The sequence below is a fragment of the Candidatus Nanosynbacter sp. HMT-352 genome (assembly GCF_022819385.1).
Lineage (GTDB): Bacteria > Patescibacteriota > Saccharimonadia > Saccharimonadales > Saccharimonadaceae > Nanosynbacter.
On the sequence record NZ_CP089290.1, the window covers coordinates 35,358 to 58,068 of the forward strand.

General features: G+C 43.0%; 24 protein-coding genes and 1 tRNA gene. 6 read left to right on the top strand and 19 right to left on the bottom strand.

Annotation, left to right across the window (positions count from 1 at the left end):
- Nucleotides 1-11 precede the first annotated feature (11 nt).
- On the top strand, nucleotides 12-914 hold the full coding sequence (locus LRM44_RS00220; RefSeq protein WP_243803937.1) for a mechanosensitive ion channel family protein: 903 nt from the start codon (nucleotides 12-14) through the stop codon (nucleotides 912-914).
- Between the two features lie 3 nt (nucleotides 915-917).
- Here the strand turns inward: LRM44_RS00220 and LRM44_RS00225 are convergent, their stop codons facing one another.
- From LRM44_RS00225 to LRM44_RS00240, 4 genes are read right to left on the bottom strand one after another with little or no spacing between them, the layout of a single operon-like run.
- Nucleotides 918-1,262 (bottom strand): hypothetical protein, encoded by a 345-nt coding sequence (locus tag LRM44_RS00225; protein ID WP_243803939.1) that lies wholly within the window; start codon nucleotides 1,260-1,262, stop codon nucleotides 918-920.
- Nucleotides 1,255-1,797 (bottom strand): hypothetical protein, encoded by a 543-nt coding sequence (locus LRM44_RS00230; RefSeq protein ID WP_243803941.1) that lies wholly within the window; start codon nucleotides 1,795-1,797, stop codon nucleotides 1,255-1,257. The genes LRM44_RS00225 and LRM44_RS00230 overlap by 8 nt, the downstream gene beginning before the upstream one ends.
- A 40-nt stretch (nucleotides 1,798-1,837) precedes the next feature.
- Nucleotides 1,838-2,107 carry a YtxH domain-containing protein gene (locus LRM44_RS00235; RefSeq protein ID WP_243803943.1) on the bottom strand — a complete coding sequence of 90 codons (270 nt, stop codon included), beginning with the start codon at nucleotides 2,105-2,107 and terminating at the stop codon, nucleotides 1,838-1,840.
- Nucleotides 2,108-2,126: 19 nt separating this feature from the next.
- Nucleotides 2,127-2,348 carry a hypothetical protein gene (locus LRM44_RS00240; protein WP_243803946.1) on the bottom strand — a complete coding sequence of 74 codons (222 nt, stop codon included), beginning with the start codon at nucleotides 2,346-2,348 and terminating at the stop codon, nucleotides 2,127-2,129.
- Nucleotides 2,349-2,510: 162 nt separating this feature from the next.
- Between LRM44_RS00240 and LRM44_RS00245 the strand changes: the two genes are divergently transcribed.
- A complete protein-coding gene (locus LRM44_RS00245) occupies nucleotides 2,511-3,044 on the top strand; it encodes a VIT1/CCC1 transporter family protein (protein ID WP_243803949.1) in 534 nt (177 codons plus the stop codon).
- Nucleotides 3,045-3,176: 132 nt separating this feature from the next.
- On the opposite strand, the gene LRM44_RS00250 is transcribed toward LRM44_RS00245, so the two are convergent.
- The 3 genes from LRM44_RS00250 to LRM44_RS00260 are packed head-to-tail and all read right to left on the bottom strand — an operon-like array spanning nucleotide 3,177 to nucleotide 6,631.
- A complete protein-coding gene (locus LRM44_RS00250) occupies nucleotides 3,177-3,743 on the bottom strand; it encodes a CAP domain-containing protein (protein WP_243803951.1) in 567 nt (188 codons plus the stop codon).
- 48 nt (nucleotides 3,744-3,791) lie between these two features.
- Nucleotides 3,792-5,570 carry an aspartate--tRNA ligase gene (gene aspS, locus LRM44_RS00255; protein WP_243803953.1) on the bottom strand — a complete coding sequence of 593 codons (1,779 nt, stop codon included), beginning with the start codon at nucleotides 5,568-5,570 and terminating at the stop codon, nucleotides 3,792-3,794.
- Nucleotides 5,571-5,608: 38 nt separating this feature from the next.
- A complete protein-coding gene (locus tag LRM44_RS00260; protein ID WP_165000046.1) occupies nucleotides 5,609-6,631 on the bottom strand; it encodes a CBS domain-containing protein in 1,023 nt (340 codons plus the stop codon).
- Nucleotides 6,632-6,684: 53 nt separating this feature from the next.
- Between LRM44_RS00260 and LRM44_RS00265 the strand changes: the two genes are divergently transcribed.
- Nucleotides 6,685-7,377: a DsbA family protein gene (locus tag LRM44_RS00265; protein ID WP_243803955.1), complete on the top strand. Its 693-nt coding sequence runs from the start codon at nucleotides 6,685-6,687 to the stop codon at nucleotides 7,375-7,377.
- A gap of 365 nt (nucleotides 7,378-7,742) precedes the next feature.
- Here the strand turns inward: LRM44_RS00265 and LRM44_RS00270 are convergent, their stop codons facing one another.
- The 7 genes from LRM44_RS00270 to LRM44_RS00300 all read right to left on the bottom strand — a co-directional run bounded on the left by LRM44_RS00270 (nucleotide 7,743) and on the right by LRM44_RS00300 (nucleotide 15,157).
- Entirely contained in the window at nucleotides 7,743-8,663 is a 921-nt protein-coding gene (locus LRM44_RS00270; RefSeq protein WP_243803957.1) for a CorA family divalent cation transporter, read from the bottom strand.
- A 57-nt stretch (nucleotides 8,664-8,720) separates the two neighbouring features.
- Nucleotides 8,721-9,635: a magnesium transporter CorA family protein gene (locus tag LRM44_RS00275; RefSeq protein ID WP_243803959.1), complete on the bottom strand. Its 915-nt coding sequence runs from the start codon at nucleotides 9,633-9,635 to the stop codon at nucleotides 8,721-8,723.
- 76 nt (nucleotides 9,636-9,711) lie between these two features.
- Nucleotides 9,712-10,662, bottom strand: a complete 951-nt coding sequence (gene arcC / locus LRM44_RS00280) for a carbamate kinase (protein ID WP_243803961.1) — start codon at nucleotides 10,660-10,662, stop codon at nucleotides 9,712-9,714.
- 3 nt (nucleotides 10,663-10,665) lie between these two features.
- Nucleotides 10,666-12,210: a YfcC family protein gene (locus tag LRM44_RS00285; RefSeq protein ID WP_243803963.1), complete on the bottom strand. Its 1,545-nt coding sequence runs from the start codon at nucleotides 12,208-12,210 to the stop codon at nucleotides 10,666-10,668.
- A 39-nt stretch (nucleotides 12,211-12,249) separates the two neighbouring features.
- The gene (argF, locus tag LRM44_RS00290) at nucleotides 12,250-13,239 is read right to left on the bottom strand and encodes an ornithine carbamoyltransferase (protein WP_243803966.1); all 990 of its coding nucleotides are present in this window, start codon (nucleotides 13,237-13,239) and stop codon (nucleotides 12,250-12,252) included.
- Nucleotides 13,239-14,477 carry an arginine deiminase gene (gene arcA, locus LRM44_RS00295; protein ID WP_243803968.1) on the bottom strand — a complete coding sequence of 413 codons (1,239 nt, stop codon included), beginning with the start codon at nucleotides 14,475-14,477 and terminating at the stop codon, nucleotides 13,239-13,241. The genes argF and arcA overlap by 1 nt, the downstream gene beginning before the upstream one ends.
- A gap of 47 nt (nucleotides 14,478-14,524) precedes the next feature.
- A complete protein-coding gene (locus tag LRM44_RS00300) occupies nucleotides 14,525-15,157 on the bottom strand; it encodes a TylF/MycF/NovP-related O-methyltransferase (protein WP_243803970.1) in 633 nt (210 codons plus the stop codon).
- Between the two features lie 98 nt (nucleotides 15,158-15,255).
- On the opposite strand from LRM44_RS00300, the gene LRM44_RS00305 reads away from it, so the two are divergent.
- Nucleotides 15,256-15,996, top strand: coding sequence for a hypothetical protein (locus tag LRM44_RS00305; protein WP_243803972.1), 741 nt, complete (start codon nucleotides 15,256-15,258; stop codon nucleotides 15,994-15,996).
- A 7-nt stretch (nucleotides 15,997-16,003) separates the two neighbouring features.
- Here LRM44_RS00305 and LRM44_RS00310 read toward each other — a convergent pair whose 3' ends face one another.
- Together LRM44_RS00310 and LRM44_RS00315 are read right to left on the bottom strand one after the other, a co-directional pair.
- Entirely contained in the window at nucleotides 16,004-17,998 is a 1,995-nt protein-coding gene (locus LRM44_RS00310; RefSeq protein WP_243803974.1) for an ABC transporter ATP-binding protein, read from the bottom strand.
- On the bottom strand, nucleotides 17,998-19,758 hold the full coding sequence (locus tag LRM44_RS00315) for an ABC transporter ATP-binding protein (RefSeq protein WP_243803977.1): 1,761 nt from the start codon (nucleotides 19,756-19,758) through the stop codon (nucleotides 17,998-18,000). Before LRM44_RS00315 ends, LRM44_RS00310 begins: the two co-directional genes overlap by 1 nt.
- A gap of 118 nt (nucleotides 19,759-19,876) precedes the next feature.
- Here LRM44_RS00315 and LRM44_RS00320 point away from each other — a divergent pair.
- Nucleotides 19,877-19,953: transfer RNA gene (locus tag LRM44_RS00320), tRNA-Pro, on the top strand.
- Between the two features lie 65 nt (nucleotides 19,954-20,018).
- Nucleotides 20,019-20,486: an NUDIX domain-containing protein gene (locus tag LRM44_RS00325; RefSeq protein WP_243803979.1), complete on the top strand. Its 468-nt coding sequence runs from the start codon at nucleotides 20,019-20,021 to the stop codon at nucleotides 20,484-20,486.
- Between the two features lie 14 nt (nucleotides 20,487-20,500).
- Here the strand turns inward: LRM44_RS00325 and LRM44_RS00330 are convergent, their stop codons facing one another.
- From LRM44_RS00330 to LRM44_RS00340, 3 genes are read right to left on the bottom strand one after another with little or no spacing between them, the layout of a single operon-like run.
- A complete protein-coding gene (locus tag LRM44_RS00330; RefSeq protein ID WP_232273264.1) occupies nucleotides 20,501-21,217 on the bottom strand; it encodes an amino acid ABC transporter ATP-binding protein in 717 nt (238 codons plus the stop codon).
- Nucleotides 21,204-21,914, bottom strand: a complete 711-nt coding sequence (locus LRM44_RS00335) for an amino acid ABC transporter permease (RefSeq protein ID WP_232272879.1) — start codon at nucleotides 21,912-21,914, stop codon at nucleotides 21,204-21,206. The genes LRM44_RS00330 and LRM44_RS00335 overlap by 14 nt, the downstream gene beginning before the upstream one ends.
- Nucleotides 21,911-22,702 (bottom strand): basic amino acid ABC transporter substrate-binding protein, encoded by a 792-nt coding sequence (locus tag LRM44_RS00340; protein ID WP_243803982.1) that lies wholly within the window; start codon nucleotides 22,700-22,702, stop codon nucleotides 21,911-21,913. The genes LRM44_RS00335 and LRM44_RS00340 overlap by 4 nt, the downstream gene beginning before the upstream one ends.
- Nucleotides 22,703-22,711 lie beyond the last annotated feature (9 nt).

Genomic DNA, 22,711 nt, shown 5'->3' on the forward strand with positions numbered 1-22,711 from the left:
CTAAATCAATAATGGATAAGCTTATAAAACAGTTTTTGGATTCTTCTACGTTAGGTCAATGGCTGCATGGCAACAACCTTGGCTGGCTAATTAGTGAACGCATTATCGACACAGTCAGCATTATTATTGGCTCTGTTTTTGTTTATTTTCTGGGGAAATATTTATTATCTTGGACTATACATTATTCTATACGCTCCACCGCCAAACATCGTTCCTGGCACCGTAAAGACATAGAAAAGCGCGAAAAAACTCTCATCCAATTAACTCGCAGTTTCTGGCAAATTATTATAATTTTCTATGTCGCCGCAATTGTCGCCAATAAACTATTCCTATTTGATTTATCGCCGCTATTCGCTAGTGCTGGTATAATCGGTGTGGCGTTAGGATTTGGCGCTCAATCGCTCGTTAAGGACTTCTTGTCTGGTATTTTCATCATCGCCGAAAATCAATATCGTGTTGGCGATGTCGTTGACGTAATGGGAGCTGCTGGAACCGTCGAAAGAGTTGGTACTCGCACTACTGTTATACGAGATTCCGAGGGTAATGTTCATTATGTTCCAAATGGTACGATCCAGCACGTTATCAATAAAACTATGGGCTATAGCATGTCGCGATTCAGCATTTATATCGACCCAAGTTCTGACATTTCTGCAGTTACAGACATCATTAACGCCACTGGTCAAGAATTGGCTAAAGAAAAGGCTTGGCAAAAGAAAATTATCGATCCGCCTAAATTCGTTTCCGTTGGTGATATTACTGGACGAGGAACAGAATTGATCATTGCCGGAAAAACTCAGCCATCCGATCAGTGGTCTGTTACCTCTGAAATGCGACATCGATTACTACAAAACTTTGATCGCGAAGGAGTTCTTTTGGCGACTCTGCCGACCCCAACCTCAATGACCAGAAGATAAAGATTAATTATTAGACAAGCCCAATTCTTTATCGCTCAACACATCATTAGAAAACGCTTTGATCTTATTAACGTTCTCTACTTCTTTATCATAAATTCCCAAAAATTCCTTCAATGTATCCTTGTTTACTGTGCCTTGCGCGTCAAATTCGTGACTTTTTTCATTCGCATCCTTGCTAATTTGGTTGCGGCGAGAAGCGTATTCTGGGCGACTCAAATCCAATCGATAAGCGTCAGTCTTGTAATACATAAACATCGCAATCGATACTAGTAAAACCGAAACTGCAATGGTCAGCCCAATAAATGTAGCAAATTTATAGCTACGAAATAATTCCTTAGCCCTATTCATTAGAACCTCCAGACAGCGAATTTTTAATAACTTGCACTTCTTCTTTATATCTCACTAACAATTCGTCCAAGATCTTCACGTCCTCAGAAAGTTTATTACGAGCCTCGCGAGCGACGGTCAATTTTTGATAATAGTCCGCCACATTATTAGAGCAATTTGCGCGCTGAAGATCAGTCATCGCGGTGTCGTAATCGTTGTAATTGCTATTGAACTTAAGCCTCGTCGACTCGAATTCATTAGTAATATTCACCAACTTTGAGCTGTCCAGCTTATTGATTGCCAATCGACCGTTCAGCCTGGCCATAAGTTTGGTAGAAATAGAATTATATCTCTGTCCAACATTAACTCTAGTTAGAGCGTCATTGGTGTGGATGTTTTTAATAGCAACTCTTACAGAACTACAGTTTCGATCAAGCGTTTTTATAATCTCAGAATCAGCCGTAGCATCGACAGACTGAGCCTCAACTGCCCGTGGCGTCACTAACAAACTAGAAGCAATCAAAAAAGACGCGAGATAGAAAGTAACTTTTTTCATCACTTACATTATCTCACGTCTTCTTGAATAGAGTCAAATATTACTTGAAACGTTTTTCGACGTTACCCTTAACGTCTTTTGCGGTTTCTACTACAGCGTCTCCAACTTTCTGAGAGCCAGCTTTCAATGAGTCTACACTGTCTTTTGCTGCGGCAGTCGCTTTGCAAGCTACTTTTTCAGTGTCGGCTTTCATTTTTACAGCTTTATCCTTCAAGTCTTTCCTTGTTTCCTTGCCGCTCTTTGGTGCAGTTAAAATTCCAGCTGTAAAACCTGCTGCTACTGCTCCGATAATTGCTAAAACTTTTTTCATATATTTACTCCTTTTTTAATTATTTTTTACGAAATAAACCTGATAGTTCACTAAAAACTTTTGTTGGCGACAACCACTCAGTCGCACTAGCTACGTTAGTTGTAATTTTACTAACGCTTTTCATGACCGCATTAAGTCTTACCAACAAGGCGATGACCACCGCCAGTAGCGTTACGATAATAACCGACAACAATCCTACGATGATTGATAATAAAACGATGGCTGTTTGGATATCTTCCACGCTTTACCTTTCTGCAAAAGTTTATATTTGTTATGTTTATTTTAGCATGCTTGTTAAATTGTTTGTATTAGATAATCTAACTATTTCACTATAGCATAAGCTTATTAAATTGTCAATAGAGATGTCCGCTAATCGTTAATAATATGATAAACTGGTATGGTTATGCGAGATTTTTTCAAACGATACATACCGGAATTTGTTTATGGCGCAGTTGACGGCACAGTAACAACATTTGCAGTCGTGGCGGCTTCAGCTGGAGCTGGAATATCCAGTTCAGTAATTCTTATATTAGGAATTGCTAATTTAATAGCCGACGGATTTTCAATGGGCTCTAGCGCATATTTGGCGGCCAGCGCTGAACACGAAGAGTCCGTTCGCGACAGCCAAAAACGCTCATCCCCAAAGATCATAGGCACAGTAACATTCTTAGCTTTCGTGGTGGTCGGTAGCGTACCAGTGTTGCCATATTCGATTGACGTAATTGCAAACTTAAAAGCACCAAACGCGGTATTATTCTATATTAGCTCGGCGCTAACTGCGGCAACGTTCTTAGCAATCGGCTTCATCAAGGGCAAAGTTAGCAAACAATCACCTTGGCGGTCTGCAGGCATCACGTTACTCCTTGGGGCGATTGCAGCAGGATTAGCCTACTTCGCGGGCGACATTCTGTCGGCGTGGCTTGGCATTAGGGTTTAGTCTATTATTATTGTGTTTTGATCTGGGTGATTGTTAACATGATACTGAAAGTACTGACGGAGCGATTCATTTCCTTGCATAAAAAATCTCCTTATTGTTATAAGGAGATTTGGGGTTTGTGCTATATGCTAGTTATTGGCTAAATCCACAGAAGTGTTGAACGGCTACTTGACTTTTTGGACCTACGCCTATTCCAATTTTTGTATACTTAGGATCTTGTATTGCTTTACGGTGAGACTCTGAATTCATCCACCAGTTAAAGGCACCACGACTACTAATGTTTGCTCCCGCAGTCCAATTTTCGCCGCTCATAGTACATTTAGCCTGCTGATATATCAGATAATACATTTCTTGCGTGTACATATCACCTAATCCAGGTATATTATGTTGCCTGTAGCCCTTGGCTTCCATATCGTCCGCCTTGAGTTGCGCGCTCTTCTGAACATTCTCGTCCATTACCAATGGTGCTACGCCAATTCTTGCCCGTTCCTGATTCACTAATTCTAGGATTTCTTGAGGATCTGCGGGACCGTTGTCGTATTTATCAAATGCTGGTTTGTGTTGCTTCGGCTGCTCTTCTTGTTGTTTTTGAGTTGCCACTAATGCTATTTGATTATCTAAGCGCCTTTTAAGCCATACTCCACCACCAACGCCTGCTATAAGCAGTAAAACAGCAGTGATGATTACGGCTTTTTTCATACCCTCACACTAGCACAACCAAAACAGTAGATCAATATTGCAAATATTCTACAAACCCAATTCGCGCAACTGAGCAGGATCGACAACTGATGGTGAATTCATCATTACATCCACGCCAGAGCCATTCTTCGGAAACGCTAGAGTCTCGCGAACGTTTTGCTCATCAGTCAATTCCATCAAAATACGATCAACACCAAAAGCACATCCTGCGTGAGGCGGAGCGCCGTATTTGAAAGCGCCCAACATAGCACCAAATTTTTCTTCAACATAAGATTCGCTGAATCCCAGCAAACCGAACACTTTATATAACACAGCTGGATTATGATTGCGAACACCGCCAGAGCAAATCTCATAGCCATTCATCACCATATCAAATTGATCAGCAACAATGGATAATTTTTCGGCGTCAGTTTCAGCAGACTCCAGAGCTTGCAAACCGCCCTTTGGCATACTGAACGGATTATGTCCAAAGTCAAGCTTCTTACTACGCTCATCCCATTCGTAAAACGGAAAATCAATAATCCAAGCAAACGCCACGACCGATGGGTCTTTAAGATTAAAGTGCGAGGCAAATTCATTACGCAAGCGCCCCAATACCGCGTTAACAACCGAGCGAGAATCAGCGCCAAAGAACACTGCATCGCCATCAACCGCACCAGTTTTCTGCTGGACGTCAGATAATTCCTTCTCACTCAAGAATTTCGCAATTGGAGATTTTGCTTCGCCGTCTTGATACGTGATGTATGCCAAACCGCCAGCGCCTTCAGTCTTAGCGATGTTGGTGAAATTGTCAATTTGCTTGCGACTCAAACTTGCGCCATTTTTTACACAAATAGCCTTAATGCACTCGGCATTTTTAAATACACCAAACTCAGTCCCCAAGAACACGTCCGTCAGTTCTATCAATTCCATACCAAATCGCAAATCCGGCTTATCAGAACCGTAAGTTTCCATGGCGTCGCGATACGAAATTCGCGGAATTGAACTGCCATCACCAACCGCCAAATCGCTCAAATCCAACAATTTTTTACCAGCAAAATCAGTTGCCAATTGCTTCATCAAAGGCTCAACTTCAGTGCGAACTTCTTCGCCATTTTCAGCAAAACTCATCTCCAAATCAAGCTGATAAAACTCGCCATACAAGCGATCTGCTCGCGGATCTTCGTCGCGGAAACAAGCCGCCAACTGATAATAACGCGGCACGCCACCAACCATCAGCAACTGCTTAAACTGCTGCGGAGCTTGTGGCAAGGCGTAAAACTTCCCTTCCTGCAAACGACTCGGAATCAGAAAATCACGCGCACCCTCAGGACTTGAGTTAGCCAAAATTGGCGTTTGAATTTCAATAAAATCTCGATTGTCCATATATTCATGGGTTCGACGATACATTTCGGCGCGTTTTTTAAGCATGTTTTGCATTTTTGGACGACGCAAATCAAGATAACGATATTTGAATCTTAGTTCTTCGCCAGCTTGATTATCCTCGGCAAATGGCTGAATTGGCAAAGTTTCAGCTCGGTTCAAAATCTCCAAATTATCCACAACAATTTCCACATCGCCACTGGCGATATTCGGATTTTTCAGACCTTCACCACGCTCTGCAACCACACCACAAGCACGAACCACAAACTCATCTCGCAAGCTTTCCGCCAAAGAAAAAGCATCTTTTTTATCAGGGTTAATAACCAACTGAACCAAACCTGTGTGGTCGCGCAAATCAATAAAAATCAATCCGCCATGATCACGCCTGGAATGAACCCAGCCCGCAACTGTAATATTTTCACCAACTTTTTTAGAAGTTTCTACCGCCAAAATTCTATTTTTCATATCTGTTATTATAGCATAATCTGGGCAAATTCCCAGAATTAAACGTCACGGCGAGTTTTTGTGGGCAAATTATTTTTCTGCGGATTAGCCGTGGCAGCCTTACGAATATCTCCGTAAACATCATATTCGTCAATGATTTTCTGACCTAATAACGCTTCAATTACGTCTTCTAAGCTCAGTAGACCAACTGTTTCTCGAAACTCATTTACAACAATAAACAAGTGATGCTGCGTTTTCAAAAATGCAGCCAAGGCGTGCTGTAGAGTTTGATTTTCGCGAATATAATAGACATCTTTGCTCATGACTGTTTCCGCACGATGAGATTTTGCTTTGCGATCAATCGTCAACAAATCCTGAATTCTCAACATGCCAACAACATGGTCGATGTCGCCGTCAATGACAGGAAATCTGCTATACCCTTTTTTATGAAGATCATCAAGCACTAGCGGCCCGAGAAGTTCATTCATGGGTACCGATTCAATCATGCTTCGCGGCGTCATAATTTCCTCGACCTTCATATCGTTGAACTTCAGTCCGTTAGTAATAAGCTTTTTCTCAGAAGATGAAATCGCCCCGCCGGATTGAGCCACCATTTCCAGCAATTCTTCTTTCGATTCAATCACCCGACTATCACCAACCACTGGCGACACCGAACGGATCAGCGACAAAATTACTTGATGTCGCTCAATTGTCGTTAAAATTAGCGGTTCATATTTTTCATAAAGTTGCTGTGAGTATTTCTGCCACAAACCAATTCGCGCGACAGCTCCGATTTCCAGGGCTATTATAATTGACAAAATGAGCCCAGCCGCCCAATTGAACAAATAAACGCTAATAACACTTAAAATTACCAAACATAAAGAAGCCACGGCGCGCTGCAATGAAATAATATCTCGTAAAAATTCTCTTTGTCGCAAAAGAATCTTGGCCTTTTCATCGCCTAGCCCACTTCTCCGCCGTAGCTCAAATTGGCTATGCGAAGACGTTTTCGGCTGAACTCCCAGCACTATCAGCAAAACAGCCAAAGTAACCAAATATCCAAAAATTAGCACAATCGTCATAGTTTTATTGTACCGCATTCCGTGCTATACTTACTAGAGTAAATGGAGGTAAAATGAATAAGAAAAGCTGGATAATTTTTGCAATTATTGTAGTGGCAATTGTTGGCGGAATGGTTTATATTTCGACACAAAATCGACTAAACATTAGCGACATCAACAACGATCAGCTGAACACGGCTATCAGCGCAGAATCAAGAAATGGCAATATCGCGGATCATGAAATTGGTAGCAAAGACGCCAAAGTAACAATTATCGAATACGCCGACTATCAATGCCCTGGCTGTGGCACCGCTGCACCAAAAGCCGAAGCGCTAGCTAAAAAATATAAAGATCACGTTCGATTAATTTTCCGCAATTTCCCAATTGCTAGCTCACACCCTAACGCACGCGCTGCCGCTGCCGTGGCTGAAGCTGCTGGTTTACAGGGTAAATTCTGGGAAATGAATGAGCTTCTATACGCAAATCAGGACGCTTGGAAAAACGCCAACACGACAGAACGCGACAACATTTTTAAATCTTATGCTGAACAATTGAAGCTTAATATTGATCAATATAAAACCGATATTGCCAGCAACAAGGTTAAAAATAAAATCGACTTCGATATGGCTCTCGGCCGCAAGCACGGCGTTGCTGCAACACCAACTTTCTACATAAATGGAAAAAACACTGAGATGGACAGCTCTGGCTCAATCGAATCATCAGTTAAGGAAGCCTTGAAAAAAGCTGGCGTTGAAGTAAAAGATTAACACATTTTCATACAAACCAAAATCCCGCTCCGGTGCCTTGGAGCGGGATTTGTTTATAGTCGTCCCTATTCTATCGTTGGAGCGACCGCACTACTTTTTATTATTGTGCTATGTATGTTTGCCATTCGGCAGGCACCACATCCACCGCGATCTTTTTGCGCCTTGATGGCACAAATTTGATTGCTATTGGCATGTGTTTTGCACTCCTTATTATTATGTGCAGCCCCACGCGCTTCGACCTTTATCACTTAATATCAGCAATTTAATGCTTCGGCGTGCTTCGGCGCGAGACACGCTAACAATGTTACCAAACGTTTATTGGCACGTCAAGCAAAAACATTTTGAAAATGCTTATTATATCTATATTAGAATAAGCGGAGTCGCTTAGCAACAAACATAACAAGTAAAATCAACAACACCGTAAAACTGGTGATAACTGGATACGCCCAAGGCTCGCCCTGAAACGGTAACGCGATATTCATTCCATACATCCCGTAAAAAACATTTGGAATAGCCAGAAGAATTGTTATGGCAGTCAACGCCTTCATACGTTGGTTTAGCGTATTATTAGCAACCGTCGAATAAGCGTTTTGGATACTGGAAATTGTGTGCGTGCTGGAACTTATCGCCACTAAAACTTGCCTGATGTGTAGATCGACGTCCTCCAAGGCTTCCAGATCTCTGGTCTTAAATAAGTGGCGACGGTTTTCCATTAGTTGTGTAATAACGCGGGACATCCCTTCCAAACTGCTTCGATATTCATTAAGCGTGTCTTCAATTGCGACAAATTTAATAAAATCCGAATTCTCAACTTCATGACGGCTTAGTCGCCGACGAGCATCGCTAATTTGTTCCGTTAACAAATGCACGCGCTGTTCATATTGAGAAATAATATATGCCAAATTCGCAGCAAAAACTCCCGCTGGCCGCTCGGTTGTGCTAAATAAATAATCGCCAACTTCCAGAGGTGAAAATTTAACATGAGGCGATATTGTAATATAATGACCGCCGCTAATTGCAATCAAAAATGGCGCCGTTTTGCCAGAATCAGTTTGACCAAACGGTATACGCGTAAAAATATATTCAACACCATCGGAAAATTCTGCTCGAGGCAATTCGTGGATGTCCAGTACATCGCGAACAATATTAGCAGACAGCGACAAAGCCTTTGAAACTCGAGTAGCATCAAGACTCCCGGTCAAATTAATCCAACCATTTTTATGCATTCGTTGAGCTTGCGTCAACTTTTCAGTCAACGATCTGCGTTCAAAATAGCCCACCATCATAAGAAAATTATAATATACACAAGCAATATTAGCAATCTGTCGAATTGCAATTAAACTTTATCGGCGACGCAGGAAATAATAGCCCACAACAAACGCCAGCACTACACTGATCGCGGTAATCGCCCAAAACATCAATGGATTATCAGCACCTGGAACCGGCACGTTCATACCATACAAACCAGCGATCATCGTCGGAATAGTCAAGGCTACAGTAATTACGGTTAGCAGGCGAATCGTCTCATTAAGACGCGTATCCATCACCGCCCTATAGCTGTCGCGCACATTAGTAATCGTCCTCAACAAACTTTTACAACGCGCAATCACCTGCTCCAAATCAATCGAAATGTCCTCAACGTCTTCCTTATCATCAGCTTTCAGTCGCAACTTCTGAGTCGCCAAAAGTCTCTCAATTGCCCAGTTCATCGGAATTAACGCGTCAAGATAATCATTCAATTTGCGCTCATACTCCGCCAAGGTGGCAATGTCATTAACTCTCAGCGTATGAATACTGTCTGTAGCCGCTCGCATTTGGCGATTAATCGTTGCCACGCGCCGCTGATATTGCGTTGAAATTGCCTCAACCATCGCCACCAAAAGCTCAACTTGTCGATCCGTCCTAATTCGCACTTTATCAATAAATGGCTGCCACAATCGCCCCAAACTATCTCTGGACAACGTCACGATATGATCTTTATTAATGCAGAATAAAATCGGCGTGGTAAAATCGTTAAAATCGTCGTCAGTGTCTGGCAATCGCGCAATCAAATAAGTCCACTCATCGTCAAACTCAATACGCGGCACCTCGTGCGGGTCAAGTGCGTCACTTATCAAATCCTCGTCCAAGCCCAGCGTCAACAATTGCGAAACCTCTTCGTCGCTCGGTCTTTCGCAACGCACCCACGAACCAGACCGCAAATTTTCTTGCGGGCTAATTATTGAATCGCTATTTGTCGAACGAAGATATTGCAACATAATTTCATATTATAAAATAAAACATACATAAATACAAGAAGCTCCTGCGCCATTCACAGGAACTCCTTGATTTTTATTACGATTTAACTATCGTGCCTGCCGAGCCGTTAATGGCTTCAGCGGTTTTATCTAGCGAAGTAATAATCGCCGTACGCCCCGACTTTCCATCCAAAAACGACAAGGCAGCCTGAGTTTTTGGCAACATCGAACCTGCCGCAAATTGTCCATCGTCAATATGCTTTTGAAGTTCTTCTATTGAAACTTCCCCAAGAGATTGCTCATCTGGTTTGCCAAAATTAATTTTAGCAGCATCAACCGAAGTCAAAATCAGCAAAGTGTCAGCGTCCAAAAGATCTGCCAATTTTGCTGCACCGAAGTCCTTATCGATGACCGCAGCGACGCCCTTTAATTGACCAGTTTCGTCTTGCAAAACAGGAATGCCGCCGCCGCCAGTTGAAACGACCGTCACGCCAGCATGAACCAGCGCCTTAATCACATCCGCCTCAACAATTGTCTGAGGTTTTGGCGAAGGAACGACGCGTCGCCAGCCACGACCAGCGTCTTCTTTTACCGTGTAGCCGCGTTCGCTAGCGACGGTTTTTGCCTCGTCTTCCGAATAGAACGGACCAATTGGCTTGGTTGGATTTTGGAATGCTGAATCGCTCAAACTAACAATCGTTTGAGTTATAACACTAACAGCGCGATTGTTCATTTGATTAACCATAAAGGCGTCATGAAAAGCCTGTTGCAGCCAAAAGCCAATCAACCCCTGACTCATGGCGCCAGAATCTTCCAGCGGCAAGCTTGGTACATCTGGCGTGTTAATCGCCTCTTCGTGCAACACAATATTACCAACCTGAGGACCATTACCATGAACAATTGCTACGTTATGACCAGCCTGGATTAACGGTAAAAGTTGTCGAACGGTTTCATCGGCTACTCGTTGCTGTTGCTCAGACGCGGCTTCGCCCTGCCGTTGCAGGGCGTTACCACCGAGCGCTACTACAATAGTACGCTTCTTATCCATAGGCTACAGTGCTCCGAAAATTGCAATAACTGTGATGCTGATAATAGCAAATACCGCCATAATTGGAGCTGAGCGTTTTAGCCAGTCGCGATATGAAACGCCAGCCAAGGCCAATCCACCCATCAATGACGCGATAGTTGGAGCCATCATATTAATCAAGCCAGACGCTGTCGCAAATGCGGCAACCATAACTTCTTTGCTTGAGCCAACCAGGTCGGCAATTGGCGCAATAACCGGCATAGTTGCTGCCGCCAAACCTGATGATGACGGAACAATAAATGACATTGGCAAGTAGAATAGATACGCCAACACACCAACAACACCGCCACCAGCATCTTTCAGAAGAGATTCACCCCAGCTGATGATTGTGTCCTGGATTTCGCCATTAGACATCACCACAGAAACACCTGTTGCCACTGCGATAATCAAAGCAACTGGCAAAATGTCTTTCACACCGTCGATAAATGTATCAACTGGGAAAACACCCTCTTTCTTAAATTCTTTGTAGTAAATTGCGGTTATGACAATTGTTGAAATTAGGAATAGTGCAGTGATTTCATTGAAATACCAATCACCAAATGCCGCACTGTGGACTACACCAAGTACCGCGCCAATGACTGGCAAACCTGCAGCCCATTCAAACATATCAGCGAAGAATGTGATATTCCAACTTCCCCATGGAATCAAGGAAAGAATCATTAGCACAAACGTAATAGCAAACACGGACATAACGACTTTTCGTGGACCAGTGAATTTTGGTACGTTTGTCGTGTCGAGAGCAGCCGTAGCTGGCTTATAGCGAACATCTTCTTTGTACTTGCCGGCCTTAACTTTTGCGGCGTAACGCATAGTAAAGATAATCGCAGCAATCAAACAAAGTACTAAGATGATAGACATTATTGGAATAACGCTACCCAATTTCACGTCTGCGGTTTTTGCTGCAACACCAGTAGAGAATGGGTTGATTGTTGAACCAAGCACACCAGTACCGGCACCCAACACAATCACCATCACACCAGTCATGGCGTTATATCCAGCAGCAATCATCATCGGTATGACGAGCGCGTAGAACGCCACAGTTTCTTCTTGCATACCGTAAGTAGTACCGCCGATAGCGAATAAAATCATCAGAATCGGGATGAGCCACTTTTCCTTGCCCTTCATCTTTCGAAGTAGTGCGCCAAGAGAAGCGTCAAGCGCACCAGTTTTCATAGTAACGCCTAAGAATCCACCAAGCACCATCACGAAGACGATAACATCAAGCTTGTCTGACATACCTTTAATAGGTGCAGTAAAGACGTCCCACAAACCTTGCTGATCGTGTTTTTTGATCTCTTCCTTTTTACCGTCTTTTTCTTCCGTGACGGTTCGATCTTTGTCGACTACGTGATACGAATTAGCTATACGATCGCCATCTTCGTTTGTCTTATATAGTCCAGAAGGAACAACCCACGTCAATGCCGCCATAACGATGATCACGACAAACAAAATAGTAAACGCCGACGGTGATCGAAGCTTCTGCTTTGCCTTTTTAATTTTTTCTACCATTGCCTCGGAGCCTCCTTAACCTCCTCATTACGACAACAACTACAATGTCAAAGCCATCACAGCTTTGATTGTATGCATACGATTTTCCGCTTGATCAAAAACTATCGAATGTGGCGAGCGGAACACCTCATCCGTCACTTCCATTGAATCTAAACCGAAATCTTCCTGGATTTTCTTTCCAGTAATCGTTAATGCGTCGTGGAATGCCGGCAAGCAGTGCATAAACTTGACCTCAGGATTTCCTGTCAGATTAATCATCTGGCGATTAACTTGGAAATGTCGCAATTGGTTAATGCGTTCAGCAAACTTGTCTTCTTCGCCCATTGAAACCCAAACGTCCGTGTAAATTACATCAGCACCGCGCAAAGCTTCTTCGAAATTATCAGTGATAGTAATGCGTGCGTGGCTTGACCTGGCAAAATGATTTGCCTTATCGACCAAAGCCTGATCTGGATGCAATTCACGAGGCGCCAAAATGCGAAAATCAAGTCCCATAATAGCTGAACCAATCATCAACGAGTTTGCCATATTATTGCGACCATCGCCAACAAATACCAACTTAGTTCCCTTCAATTTTCCGACATACTCTTCAATTGTCATGAAGTCAGCCAAAATCTGTGTTGGATGAAACTTATCGGTCAATCCATTCCATACTGGAACGCCAGCGTGACGTGCTAATTCCTCAACAGTCGCGTGGTCAAAGCCGCGGAATTCAATTCCATCAAACATTCGACCCAAGACCTTAGCGGTATCTTCAACTGTCTCTTTCTTACCCAATTGAATATCATCTTTACCGAGATATTCTGGCGCAATTCCAAGGTCATTAGCCGCCACCGTAAATGCGCAGCGTGTTCGCGTTGAAGTCTTTTCGAACAACAAAGCCACGTTTTTACCTTCATGGATTCGGTGCGGAATACCAGCATATTTCAATCGGCGATATTCACGAGCCGTATCTAGCAACAAGCGAATCTCTTCAGCGGTATAATCGCTCAAAGTCAGTAGCGATCGTCCTTTCAAACTCTGAGCCATTAGAATACATCCTCTCGTACTAGCGGCATACTCATACAGCGTGGACCGCCACGACCGCGTCCAAGCTCAGCACCACTAATTTCAATAACTTCGATACCGTTTTCGCGCAATTTCTGGTTAGTTACGTAGTTGCGGTCATAAGTCACCACAACACCCGGCGCAATTGCCAAAGTGTTTGAACCGTCATTCCATTGCTCACGAGCAGCAGCAATTGGATCGCCACCGCCACACTCAATCAACGTAACACTTGGCAAGCCCAGTGCAACTCTCAAAACGTGCTCCAAATCTGTTTCGTGTGTAATTCGTGGAAATGGCTGACCTTCAACCTTCTCCAAAATGAAACAATTCATCCTGCCGCCATGGTCGCGAATTTCTGGGTGAATCGTAAACTTATCACGATCAATCATTGTAAACACTGTATCAAGGTGCATAAAGGCGTGAGATTTTGGAATTTCCATAGCGATGACTTTCTCGAATTTCGAGCCAGCAAACAATTTGGTCGCCATCTTTTCAATTGCCTCAGCAGTTGTTCGCTCTGAAACACCAATTGCCATAACCTTATCGCTTAATATCAATTCGTCGCCGCCTTCCATTGAGAATTTCTCTGTGCGGTTATACCAAACTGGCGCACGATTAGCAAAACGTGGATGGTGGTCGATGATGTAGCGCATAAATAGCGATTCACGACGACGAGCCGTCCAGTGCATCTTGTTGATTGTCAAACCGTTACCAATTGCGGCAGCTGGGTCGCGTGTAAAGTATAGATTTGGCATTGGATCGAGATAGAACGGATAATGATTTTTCTCGATCATATTATGAAGTTGCTGATGCTGATCTGGAGGCAAAGTAATTTCATCCTTGCGAACACCAGCCATAATCTTGCGAATCATAGCGTGAGTTGGCAAGTCCAACAAGAATTGACGCAATGTTTGAGTAACGCGGCGTGAATCCTGCTTAGAAGCAGCCAACATTTCATCGACAAATTGTTCGCGCAATTGATCTGTGTTAATTGCCTCGGCGACCAATTGATCCAGATACAAAACTTCGATTCCACGACTTCTCAATACTTCCGCAAAAGCATCGTGTTCAGCCTGCGCCACTTTCAGATATGGAATATCGTCAAATAAAAGATCAGTCAGATAGTCTGGCGTCAAATTCTCCAGCTCTTCACCTGGCCGATGCAATAGAACGGTCTTAAGTTTTCCTATTTCAGACGTGATGTGAATTGGTTCATCCATCACAACCCTCCCCTGTTTATATTAGTGATGTTTTAATTGTAACACGTTTATGTTTTTGGGCAAGAGGAGATGATTGCCAGACTGGCCTCGGTTCTGACTGCGAATTGTCGGTTAACTCTTAGCCATTCATCAGTGGCTTTTGCAGCGCCCGGTAGAGCTTCATTTGCGTAATCATCGACAATAATTATCGCGTCTTCATTAAATTTACTTCCACAAGCCCGAAAAGAATCGACAATTGACTCATAAAAATCACCATCAAAAAACGCAAACATAATATTTTCCGGCACATCATCAGAAGTAAAATCGGAAAACCAACCTTTATGAATAATCGGCGACTTCAGCCCCGCTTTCTTAAAATTCTGGACAAATGTCTTACGCGGCGCTAATAACTCGCCAGCCTTAAACTGATCACCCGCGGCGCTATTATCCTTCTGGGTTTTTTCTGGCAATCCCGCAAACGAATCGTAAACGTGAAATTCGCCCGTAAAATTATAAGCGTCCAGCAGTCGGCGAATAAACAAACTAGTTGTGCCAACATAACAGCCAAGCTCCACGATGTTTCCAGTGGCGCCACGGCGTAAAGTATTCTCCAACTCCCTTAAAAGCGCGCCAAGCTCTTTTATATCGACTTGGTCAGAAATAATTGGGTATTTAGCAAGGAGTTGGTCTGCGATATTCATGACTTAATTATAAATACTTCGCCAAATATCAACAAATTTATTAACGACTCAGCCCTATATATTTACAGTTTTATGAAGTAAACTATCAATTAGCACCTATGAATAATCACGATATTATCAAAACATTTTTACCGAAACAGCTGGACATAAAACACCTCGATCTCCTGCTACCTGCCTTACAAAAGTCAAACCTAATTGTTCATGGTGAAATTCACGGCATAAAAGAAAATGCCAATATTATCTACACTCTAGTTATAAAACTTGGCATAAAGAGATTAGCTATTGAAGCCAGCCCCGCAGCGTCCAACTTCATCAATTCAGTAAAGACCGGATCTTGCGATTTTTCCTTAGTTGATGAAGACCTTTTTGACTTAAGCGTTCTATCTCTTGAGATGATAAAAACGATAGCAATTCTTCTACGGCAAAATCAACTTAAAGAGCTCGTTTTTATTGATACATTTTTTGACAATTTAGATAAGGATGCCGTCATATCACCAAGCCCGCAGGAACGAGAAGAACAACTAGCTAAAAATATCCTTAAAATTGACGATTCCCTATTAACGTTATGTATTATGGGGCAATGGCACACGCAACCTGAAGTCGTTAAAAATAACGAAACGCAACATAAATCAGCGCTATATCGCTTAAGAAAAGTAAAGCCAAATGTGCCGTTTATACACAATGTCTACCGACAAGGACAACTATTTAACGACGGAAAAATAATTGAACTTCCGAAAAACCCATCAGTTCCGCCTTATTATGAAATTGTCCAGAAAACTGATATTGATTTCGATTTGCACACACCAAAAGCTACAAAAATATCACTATATAAAAAGTAGCAGTCAATTACTCAGCAAACTGACTATTGTAAAGCTCGGCGTAAAATCCATTTTGTTTCAGCAGAGTTTCGTGATTGCCCTGCTCGATAATATTCCCGTCCTTAACCACCAAAATCAAATCAGCGTCACGAATAGTGCTCAAACGGTGCGCGATAACAAAACTAGTTTTTCCCTGCATCAACTTCTCCATGGCTTTTTGAATAAGGACTTCGGTGCGCGTGTCGACCGAGCTTGTCGCTTCATCCAGAATCAGCATTGGCGCTTTTTCTAGCATCGCCCTGGCAATTGTCAGCAACTGCTTTTCTCCCTGGGAAATGTTAGCAGCCTCCTCACCAAGAACCATATCATATCCACCCGGCAGCGACCTCACAAAATGATCAACATGCGCTTCCTCGGCGGTTTTTATCATTTCTTCCTCGGTAGCTTTTGGATTGCCATACATCAAATTCTGACGAATCGTGCCATTAAACAGCCACGTATCCTGCAGCACCATACCAAACATTTGACGCACATCGCTACGTTTCATCTTACGAATATCCACGCTGTCAATTTTAATCGAACCGCTATTAATCTCATAAAATCGCATTAGCAAGTTAACCAGCGTCGTTTTTCCAGCGCCAGTCGGACCAACAATCGCTACGCGCTGACCTGGCTTAATGTGCGCCGACAAACCTTTGATGATAGTTTGGTCTGGCTTATACCCAAAGACGACGTTGTCGAATTCAACTTCGCCTTTTACGTTGGATAATTTTACCAAGTTGTTTGATTCAACCGCTTCTTCTGGCTCGTCCAAAAACTCAAACACTCGCTCGGCGGCAGCAGCTGTCGATTGCAAAATATTAGCGATATTAGCAACCTGAACCAGCGGCTGATTAAACTGATCGACATACTGAATAAACGCCTGAATATCGCCGATTTTTAGCCGACCATTAACCGCCAGCCAACCGCCCAAAATTGTCATAGCAACGTAGCCAATATTGCCAATGAAATTCATAATCGGATGAATCAATCCAGAAAAGAATTGAGCCTTCCAAGCACTATCCTGAAGCCGATTATTGATCTTAGAAAACTTAGCAATCGATTTTTTCTGACCATTAAAGACGCGCATCACTTGATGTCCGCCATACATTTCTTCAATGTGTCCATTAAGTTCGCCAAGCTGCGTTTGTTGGCGTAAGAATTGTTTTTGCGAGCTCTTTGCAATCAGCGTAATCACGCCACCCGCCAACGGAAGCACCAGTAGCGCAACTAGCGACATCTGCCAACTAATCGAAAGCATCATCACCAAAATTCCCAGCACCGTAACCGTTGAAGTTAAAATTTGCGACAGACTCTGATTTAGTGTTTGGCTAATCGTATCGACGTCATTAGTTATGCGACTAAGAACTTCGCCGTAAGTTTGCTTATCGAAATAACTCAACGGCAAGCGATTTATTTTTTCGGACAATTGTTGTCGCATTCTGAAAGTTACGGTTTGCGTCACCTGAGTCATTATCCACGTTTGAATATAGCGAAAAATTGCACTCAACACATACATTCCAACTAGCAAAATAATTATTCGCCAAATAGCGTCAAAATGAAATTCTGGACGCCGACTAAGATCTAGCTTTTTAATCGACTCAAGTTGACTTGACAGAATCTGTTTTTCAATCTCCGACTTATTCGGTAATCGGTTCAAAACGTCCGCGCCAGTAGTTCCCGCCGACAAAGAAACGCCCTTTGGCAATTTACTAGTAATCGCCTCGTAGGCTTTCATATTGGCGTAATCATCAACAATTTGATTCGTCGCGCCGCCTAAAATCTTCGGGCTGGCAATCGCAAAAATCGTGCTCCCAATTGCAAAAACCAACACCATCAACATTTGCCATCGAAAATCCGACAAATATTTGATCAGCTTCTTGACCGTTCCCTTGAAATCTTTAGCCTTTTCGCCAGTGCCCATTCCGCCCATCGGGCCGCCCATTCGTACTTGCTGACGTTTTTTCGTGGTTTGCCTAGACATTACAACACTCCTTTCGCAGCAATAGACATTTTCTGTAAATCATCTTCCGAGAGTTGCGAAGCGGCAATTTCTTGATAAACTTCACAATCTTTCATCAATTCCTGATGCGTTCCCTGACCGACAATTTTTCCCTCATTAAGCACAATAATTTTATCTGCATTCATAATCGTATTAATTCGCTGACCGACAATTAACACAGTTTTATTCTTAGTTTCCTTCGCAAGCACAGCCCGTAACTTCGCGTCCGTCTTAAAATCAAGCGCCGAAAACGAATCGTCAAAAATGTAAACATTCGGTTCAACCGCAATAGCCCTCGCGATCGACAAACGCTGACGTTGACCGCCAGAAACATTGCTGCCGCCCTGAGCGATTTCACTTTTATAACCATTTTTTAACTCGCTAATAAATTCTTCCGCTTGGGCAATTTTGGCCGCTTTTTCAACCAACTTATCACTAGCCTCAGCGTTACCGTATTTGATATTGCTGGCAACCGTTCCGCTAAACAGCACGCCTTTTTGCGGCACATAACCAATTTGACCAGACAAATCTTCCAATTTCAGATTTCTAATATCAACGCCATCAAGCAAAATCTGCCCCGCCGAAACATCATAGAAACGAGGAATCAAATTTATCAGCGTCGATTTTCCCGAACCAGTACTGCCAATAAACGCCGTTGTCTGACCAGGTTCGGCTACAAAATTAATATCCGAAAGCACCGGTAAATCCGCGTCAGGATAAGTAAACGTAACGTCCTTAAACTCAATTTTTCCCTTGGCATCTTTTGGCAATTTTTTCGGCGACTTCGGGTCAGTAATTGACGGCAAAGTGTCTAAAACTTCTCCGACTCGACGTACCGATACGGCAGCTCGCGGCACCATAATAAACACCATTGACAGCAGTAAGAACGAGATTATCACCTGCATCGCGTATTCCAAAAACGCCATCATATTACCAATTTGCAAATTACCGCTGCTTATCAAATGCGCACCAAACCACACAATTGCCACACTCGAAAAGTTCATCACTAAAGTCATGATCGGATCAAGCAACATCATCAAACGGTTCACAAATAAATTCATCTTATTCAATTCCGTATTGGCTTCTTGGAATTTTTTCTGCTCAATCTTCTCGTTATGGAACGCACGAATAACTTTCAGCCCAACCAAATTTTCCCGCGCCACCAAATTAAGTTTATCCACCAGAGTCTGCAATTTCTTAAACCTAGGCACAGCAATCGTAAATAATGTAGCGATAACTACGAGCAAAATAAACACCGCCAAAGCAATGATCCAGCTTAAATCTGGCGCATTATTCATGGCTTTTTGCAGACCGCCAATTGCCATAATCGGCGCCATTAACGCCAGCCTCAGCAGCATTATCGACGTTGTTTGAATCTGCTGAATATCATTCGTTGAGCGCGTAATCAGCGACGCCGTAGAAAACTTATTAAAGTCCGCTAAAGAAAAACTTTCTATTCGTTCAAACAATTTCAATCGCAATTTTTGCGCCATTCCCGTAGCAATTCGCGCCGCCAAAAAAACCACGACAATTGAACAAAACCCACCAGCCGCCGTCACCAAAATCATCATCAAGCCATTATTCCAAATCGCCGACATATCTTGTTTAATAATGCCGTTATTGACAATTTCCGACATTTTATCCGGCAGCCACAAATTCGCCATCACAACGCCATACGTGAATCCAATCAAGATGATAAACAGCAACCAATAGTCTCTAAAAATTCGTAAAATATGTTTCATTTATAGTCCTTTACGATCTAAGTCCACCTTATATTATATCATTTTAGAACTAGTTGATTTCATTTTAATAATTACAATTGGACAAAAATATCTGTTAGTTTTATACTGTTTTTAGCGTCGGGGTGTGGCGCAGCTCGGTAGCGCGCACCGTTCGGGACGGTGAGGTCGCTGGTTCAAATCCAGTCACCCCGACCATGAAATTATTGGGCGTACGTTCAGACTAATTGGACCTCTGGCTATTAGCAATCAAAGGAGGTTTTATGCGACGAAGAGTAAACGTACGCGGAATTATTATCAATGAAAACGGCGAAATTTTCTGCCAAAAATTAACCGCAAACACCGGCAAAGGTCGTGATTTTTGGTGTACGCCGGGCGGTGGCTTGGAAATGGGCGAAAGCTTGCTGGATGGCTTGCGTCGAGAAATGATTGAAGAAACTGGCGTCAAACCAGAAATTGGTAAGTTGTTATTTATACAACAATTCGCCGAATCGGGCGAACAATCAGCGCATGGCTCGAACGAGCAATTGGAATTTTTCTTCCTCATCACCAACTGGCAAGATTACCAGCACATCAACCTAGAGCAAACATCGCACGGCGTCGAGGAAGTAACAGAATGCGGCTTTGTTGATCCGAAAACCACGCGAATTTTACCGAGTTATCTGACAGAGGTTAATCTGGACCAGCTGGTTAATAAATTGACAGAAGTTCCAGTTCTAAGCGAATTATAGCGAGGTCACTCGGGCTATTTGGCGAAGAATTTCTTGGCACGCTCGGTTTTCGGGTGATCCATAACTTGTTCAGGCGTCCCATTTTCGATTATTTCGCCCTTGTCTAAGAAAATCATCCTAGTCCCGACTTCACGGGCGAATTTCATCTCGTGCGTAACGATTACCATCGTCATTCCCTTTTTGGCAACTTTCCTAATCACGTCCAAAACTTCGCCAATCATCTCTGGGTCTAGCGCTGAAGTAGGCTCGTCAAAAAGCATGATTTTCGGCTCCATCGCTAGCGCCCGCGCAATTGCTACTCGCTGTTTTTGACCGCCAGACAAACTATTCGGCGAAGCGTCCGCTTTGTCTAATAGCCCAACATCGTCCAATAAACTTCGCGCCAATTTTGTCGCTTTTTGATCTGAAAATTTACGCAGTTTTTTCGGAGCTAATTTAATATTTTCAATCACGCTCAAATTTGGAAACAGATTAAATTGCTGAAAAACCATGCCAATATTCTGACGCAACGCGTTCAAGTTTACGTGTGGATCAGTAATTTTCACTCCATCGACAATAATCTCGCCTGAAGTCGGCTCCTCCAGCAAGTTCAGACAACGCAAGAATGTCGACTTGCCAGAACCACTAGAACCAACCACAACAACAATCTCACCCTCTTCAATTTCTACGTCAATATCGCGAAGAACTCGATTTGTGCCAAACGTTTTTTTCAAGTTTTTAACGCTGATCATCGTCATGCTTCAATTTCCTTTCTACTCGCGCCATTACTCGCGTAAAAATCGCCGTCAAAATTAAGTACATCGCTGCAGCGGCAAATAGCGATTGAAAAGCTGTCGCCGTTTGAAAACGAATATTGTCCGCGCCTCGCATAATATCATTCAAACCAATCCAACCAACAACCGAAGTTTCCTTTAATAGCGCGATAAATTCACTAATCAACGCTGGCAATGAATTTCTCATTGCTTGCGGCAAAATAACTAGCCGCATTGCTTGCCAATTACTCAGACCCAAAGACCTGGCTGCTTCCATTTGTCCCTTGTCAATACTCTGAATTCCGCCACGAATAATCTCGGCGATGTACGCGCCGCTATTTATCCCGAACGCCACCGCCGCCACAAAAATCTTCGGCATAAATTGATACGACCCAAAAACGACGTAATACATAATCAATAGCTGAACCAAAAGTGGCGTGCCGCGAATGATATCGACATAAATTTTTCCCAGACTAGCCAGCGGATTAAAGTTCGCGAGTCTGCTTGTTTTCATCCTGCCAAATGGTCGTAAATTCGACGTGCGCATCAGGGCGACAAGTACACCAATTGCCGATCCTAAAATCAGCGACAACACAGTCAAAACCAGCGTCACTTCTAATCCATGCCATAAAAATAGCCATCGGCCGCCGCCAAAAATCACTTCCCAAAAATTCACGATTTAGCCTCCTCACCAAAATATTTGCGGATCAGCTTTTCATAGCGACCGTCTTTTTTCATCTTAGCAATTTCTTTATTAACCTTTTCCAAGAGGTCTTTATTGTCCTTTTTAATAGCAATCGCATAACTTTCATCGCTGAGCGCGCCCGGCAAGATTTCTAAGTCAGAAAATCCAGCCGAGTACTGTTTTGCGGGAGCGTCGTCCAGAATAACTGCTTCAATTTTTCCCGAACTTAATTCCTGCAAAACGCTCGGCGCGGTTTGGAATTGTGTGACTGATGCTCCAGCAATTTTAGACGCCAAAGTATCGCCAGTCGTACCCAGCTGTACGCCAATTTTTCGCCCTGGCAATTGATATTTATTACGAATCGAACTGCCTTTTTTGACAATTATTCTCTGCGACGCCGAATAATACGGATCTGAAAACAACGCATTTTTTTCTCGCTCAGGCGTCACTGTCATTCCAGCCGCCACCATATCAATTTGTCCACTATCCAACGCCGGAAGTAGCCCGTCAAACGACATATCTTCGACCTTCAAATCTTTGCCCAAGCTTTTAGCAATTTCCCTCGCCAGATCAACGTCAAAGCCAACTACTTGATTATTATCAATATATTCAAACGGCTTAAATCCAGCATTCGTACCCATCACTAAAACATCAGTTTTTGAGCCAATTACACCATCTCGATGTAAAATATCGCCCAACATCAAACAAATCATCCCCGCAAATAAAACCAGCCCAATCCACCAACTAATTCCGAATGTGCGCGTCTTATTCTTGCTCATACTTTTATT

What these genes read in the sequence shown, in the direction of transcription:
- LRM44_RS00220 (WP_243803937.1), top strand. Translation starts at nt 12, where the DNA reads ATGGATAAGCTTATAAAACAGTTTTTGGATTCTTCTACGTTAGGTCAA.
- LRM44_RS00225 (WP_243803939.1), bottom strand. Translation starts at nt 1,262, where the DNA reads ATGAATAGGGCTAAGGAATTATTTCGTAGCTATAAATTTGCTACATTT.
- LRM44_RS00230 (WP_243803941.1), bottom strand. Translation starts at nt 1,797, where the DNA reads ATGAAAAAAGTTACTTTCTATCTCGCGTCTTTTTTGATTGCTTCTAGT.
- LRM44_RS00235 (WP_243803943.1), bottom strand. Translation starts at nt 2,107, where the DNA reads ATGAAAAAAGTTTTAGCAATTATCGGAGCAGTAGCAGCAGGTTTTACA.
- LRM44_RS00245 (WP_243803949.1), top strand. Translation starts at nt 2,511, where the DNA reads ATGCGAGATTTTTTCAAACGATACATACCGGAATTTGTTTATGGCGCA.
- LRM44_RS00250 (WP_243803951.1), bottom strand. Translation starts at nt 3,743, where the DNA reads ATGAAAAAAGCCGTAATCATCACTGCTGTTTTACTGCTTATAGCAGGC.
- aspS (WP_243803953.1), bottom strand. Translation starts at nt 5,570, where the DNA reads ATGAAAAATAGAATTTTGGCGGTAGAAACTTCTAAAAAAGTTGGTGAA.
- LRM44_RS00260 (WP_165000046.1), bottom strand. Translation starts at nt 6,631, where the DNA reads ATGACGATTGTGCTAATTTTTGGATATTTGGTTACTTTGGCTGTTTTG.
- LRM44_RS00265 (WP_243803955.1), top strand. Translation starts at nt 6,685, where the DNA reads ATGAATAAGAAAAGCTGGATAATTTTTGCAATTATTGTAGTGGCAATT.
- LRM44_RS00270 (WP_243803957.1), bottom strand. Translation starts at nt 8,663, where the DNA reads ATGATGGTGGGCTATTTTGAACGCAGATCGTTGACTGAAAAGTTGACG.
- LRM44_RS00275 (WP_243803959.1), bottom strand. Translation starts at nt 9,635, where the DNA reads ATGTTGCAATATCTTCGTTCGACAAATAGCGATTCAATAATTAGCCCG.
- arcC (WP_243803961.1), bottom strand. Translation starts at nt 10,662, where the DNA reads ATGGATAAGAAGCGTACTATTGTAGTAGCGCTCGGTGGTAACGCCCTG.
- LRM44_RS00285 (WP_243803963.1), bottom strand. Translation starts at nt 12,210, where the DNA reads ATGGTAGAAAAAATTAAAAAGGCAAAGCAGAAGCTTCGATCACCGTCG.
- argF (WP_243803966.1), bottom strand. Translation starts at nt 13,239, where the DNA reads ATGGCTCAGAGTTTGAAAGGACGATCGCTACTGACTTTGAGCGATTAT.
- arcA (WP_243803968.1), bottom strand. Translation starts at nt 14,477, where the DNA reads ATGGATGAACCAATTCACATCACGTCTGAAATAGGAAAACTTAAGACC.
- LRM44_RS00300 (WP_243803970.1), bottom strand. Translation starts at nt 15,157, where the DNA reads ATGAATATCGCAGACCAACTCCTTGCTAAATACCCAATTATTTCTGAC.
- LRM44_RS00305 (WP_243803972.1), top strand. Translation starts at nt 15,256, where the DNA reads ATGAATAATCACGATATTATCAAAACATTTTTACCGAAACAGCTGGAC.
- LRM44_RS00310 (WP_243803974.1), bottom strand. Translation starts at nt 17,998, where the DNA reads ATGTCTAGGCAAACCACGAAAAAACGTCAGCAAGTACGAATGGGCGGC.
- LRM44_RS00315 (WP_243803977.1), bottom strand. Translation starts at nt 19,758, where the DNA reads ATGAAACATATTTTACGAATTTTTAGAGACTATTGGTTGCTGTTTATC.
- LRM44_RS00325 (WP_243803979.1), top strand. Translation starts at nt 20,019, where the DNA reads ATGCGACGAAGAGTAAACGTACGCGGAATTATTATCAATGAAAACGGC.
- LRM44_RS00330 (WP_232273264.1), bottom strand. Translation starts at nt 21,217, where the DNA reads ATGATCAGCGTTAAAAACTTGAAAAAAACGTTTGGCACAAATCGAGTT.
- LRM44_RS00340 (WP_243803982.1), bottom strand. Translation starts at nt 22,702, where the DNA reads ATGAGCAAGAATAAGACGCGCACATTCGGAATTAGTTGGTGGATTGGG.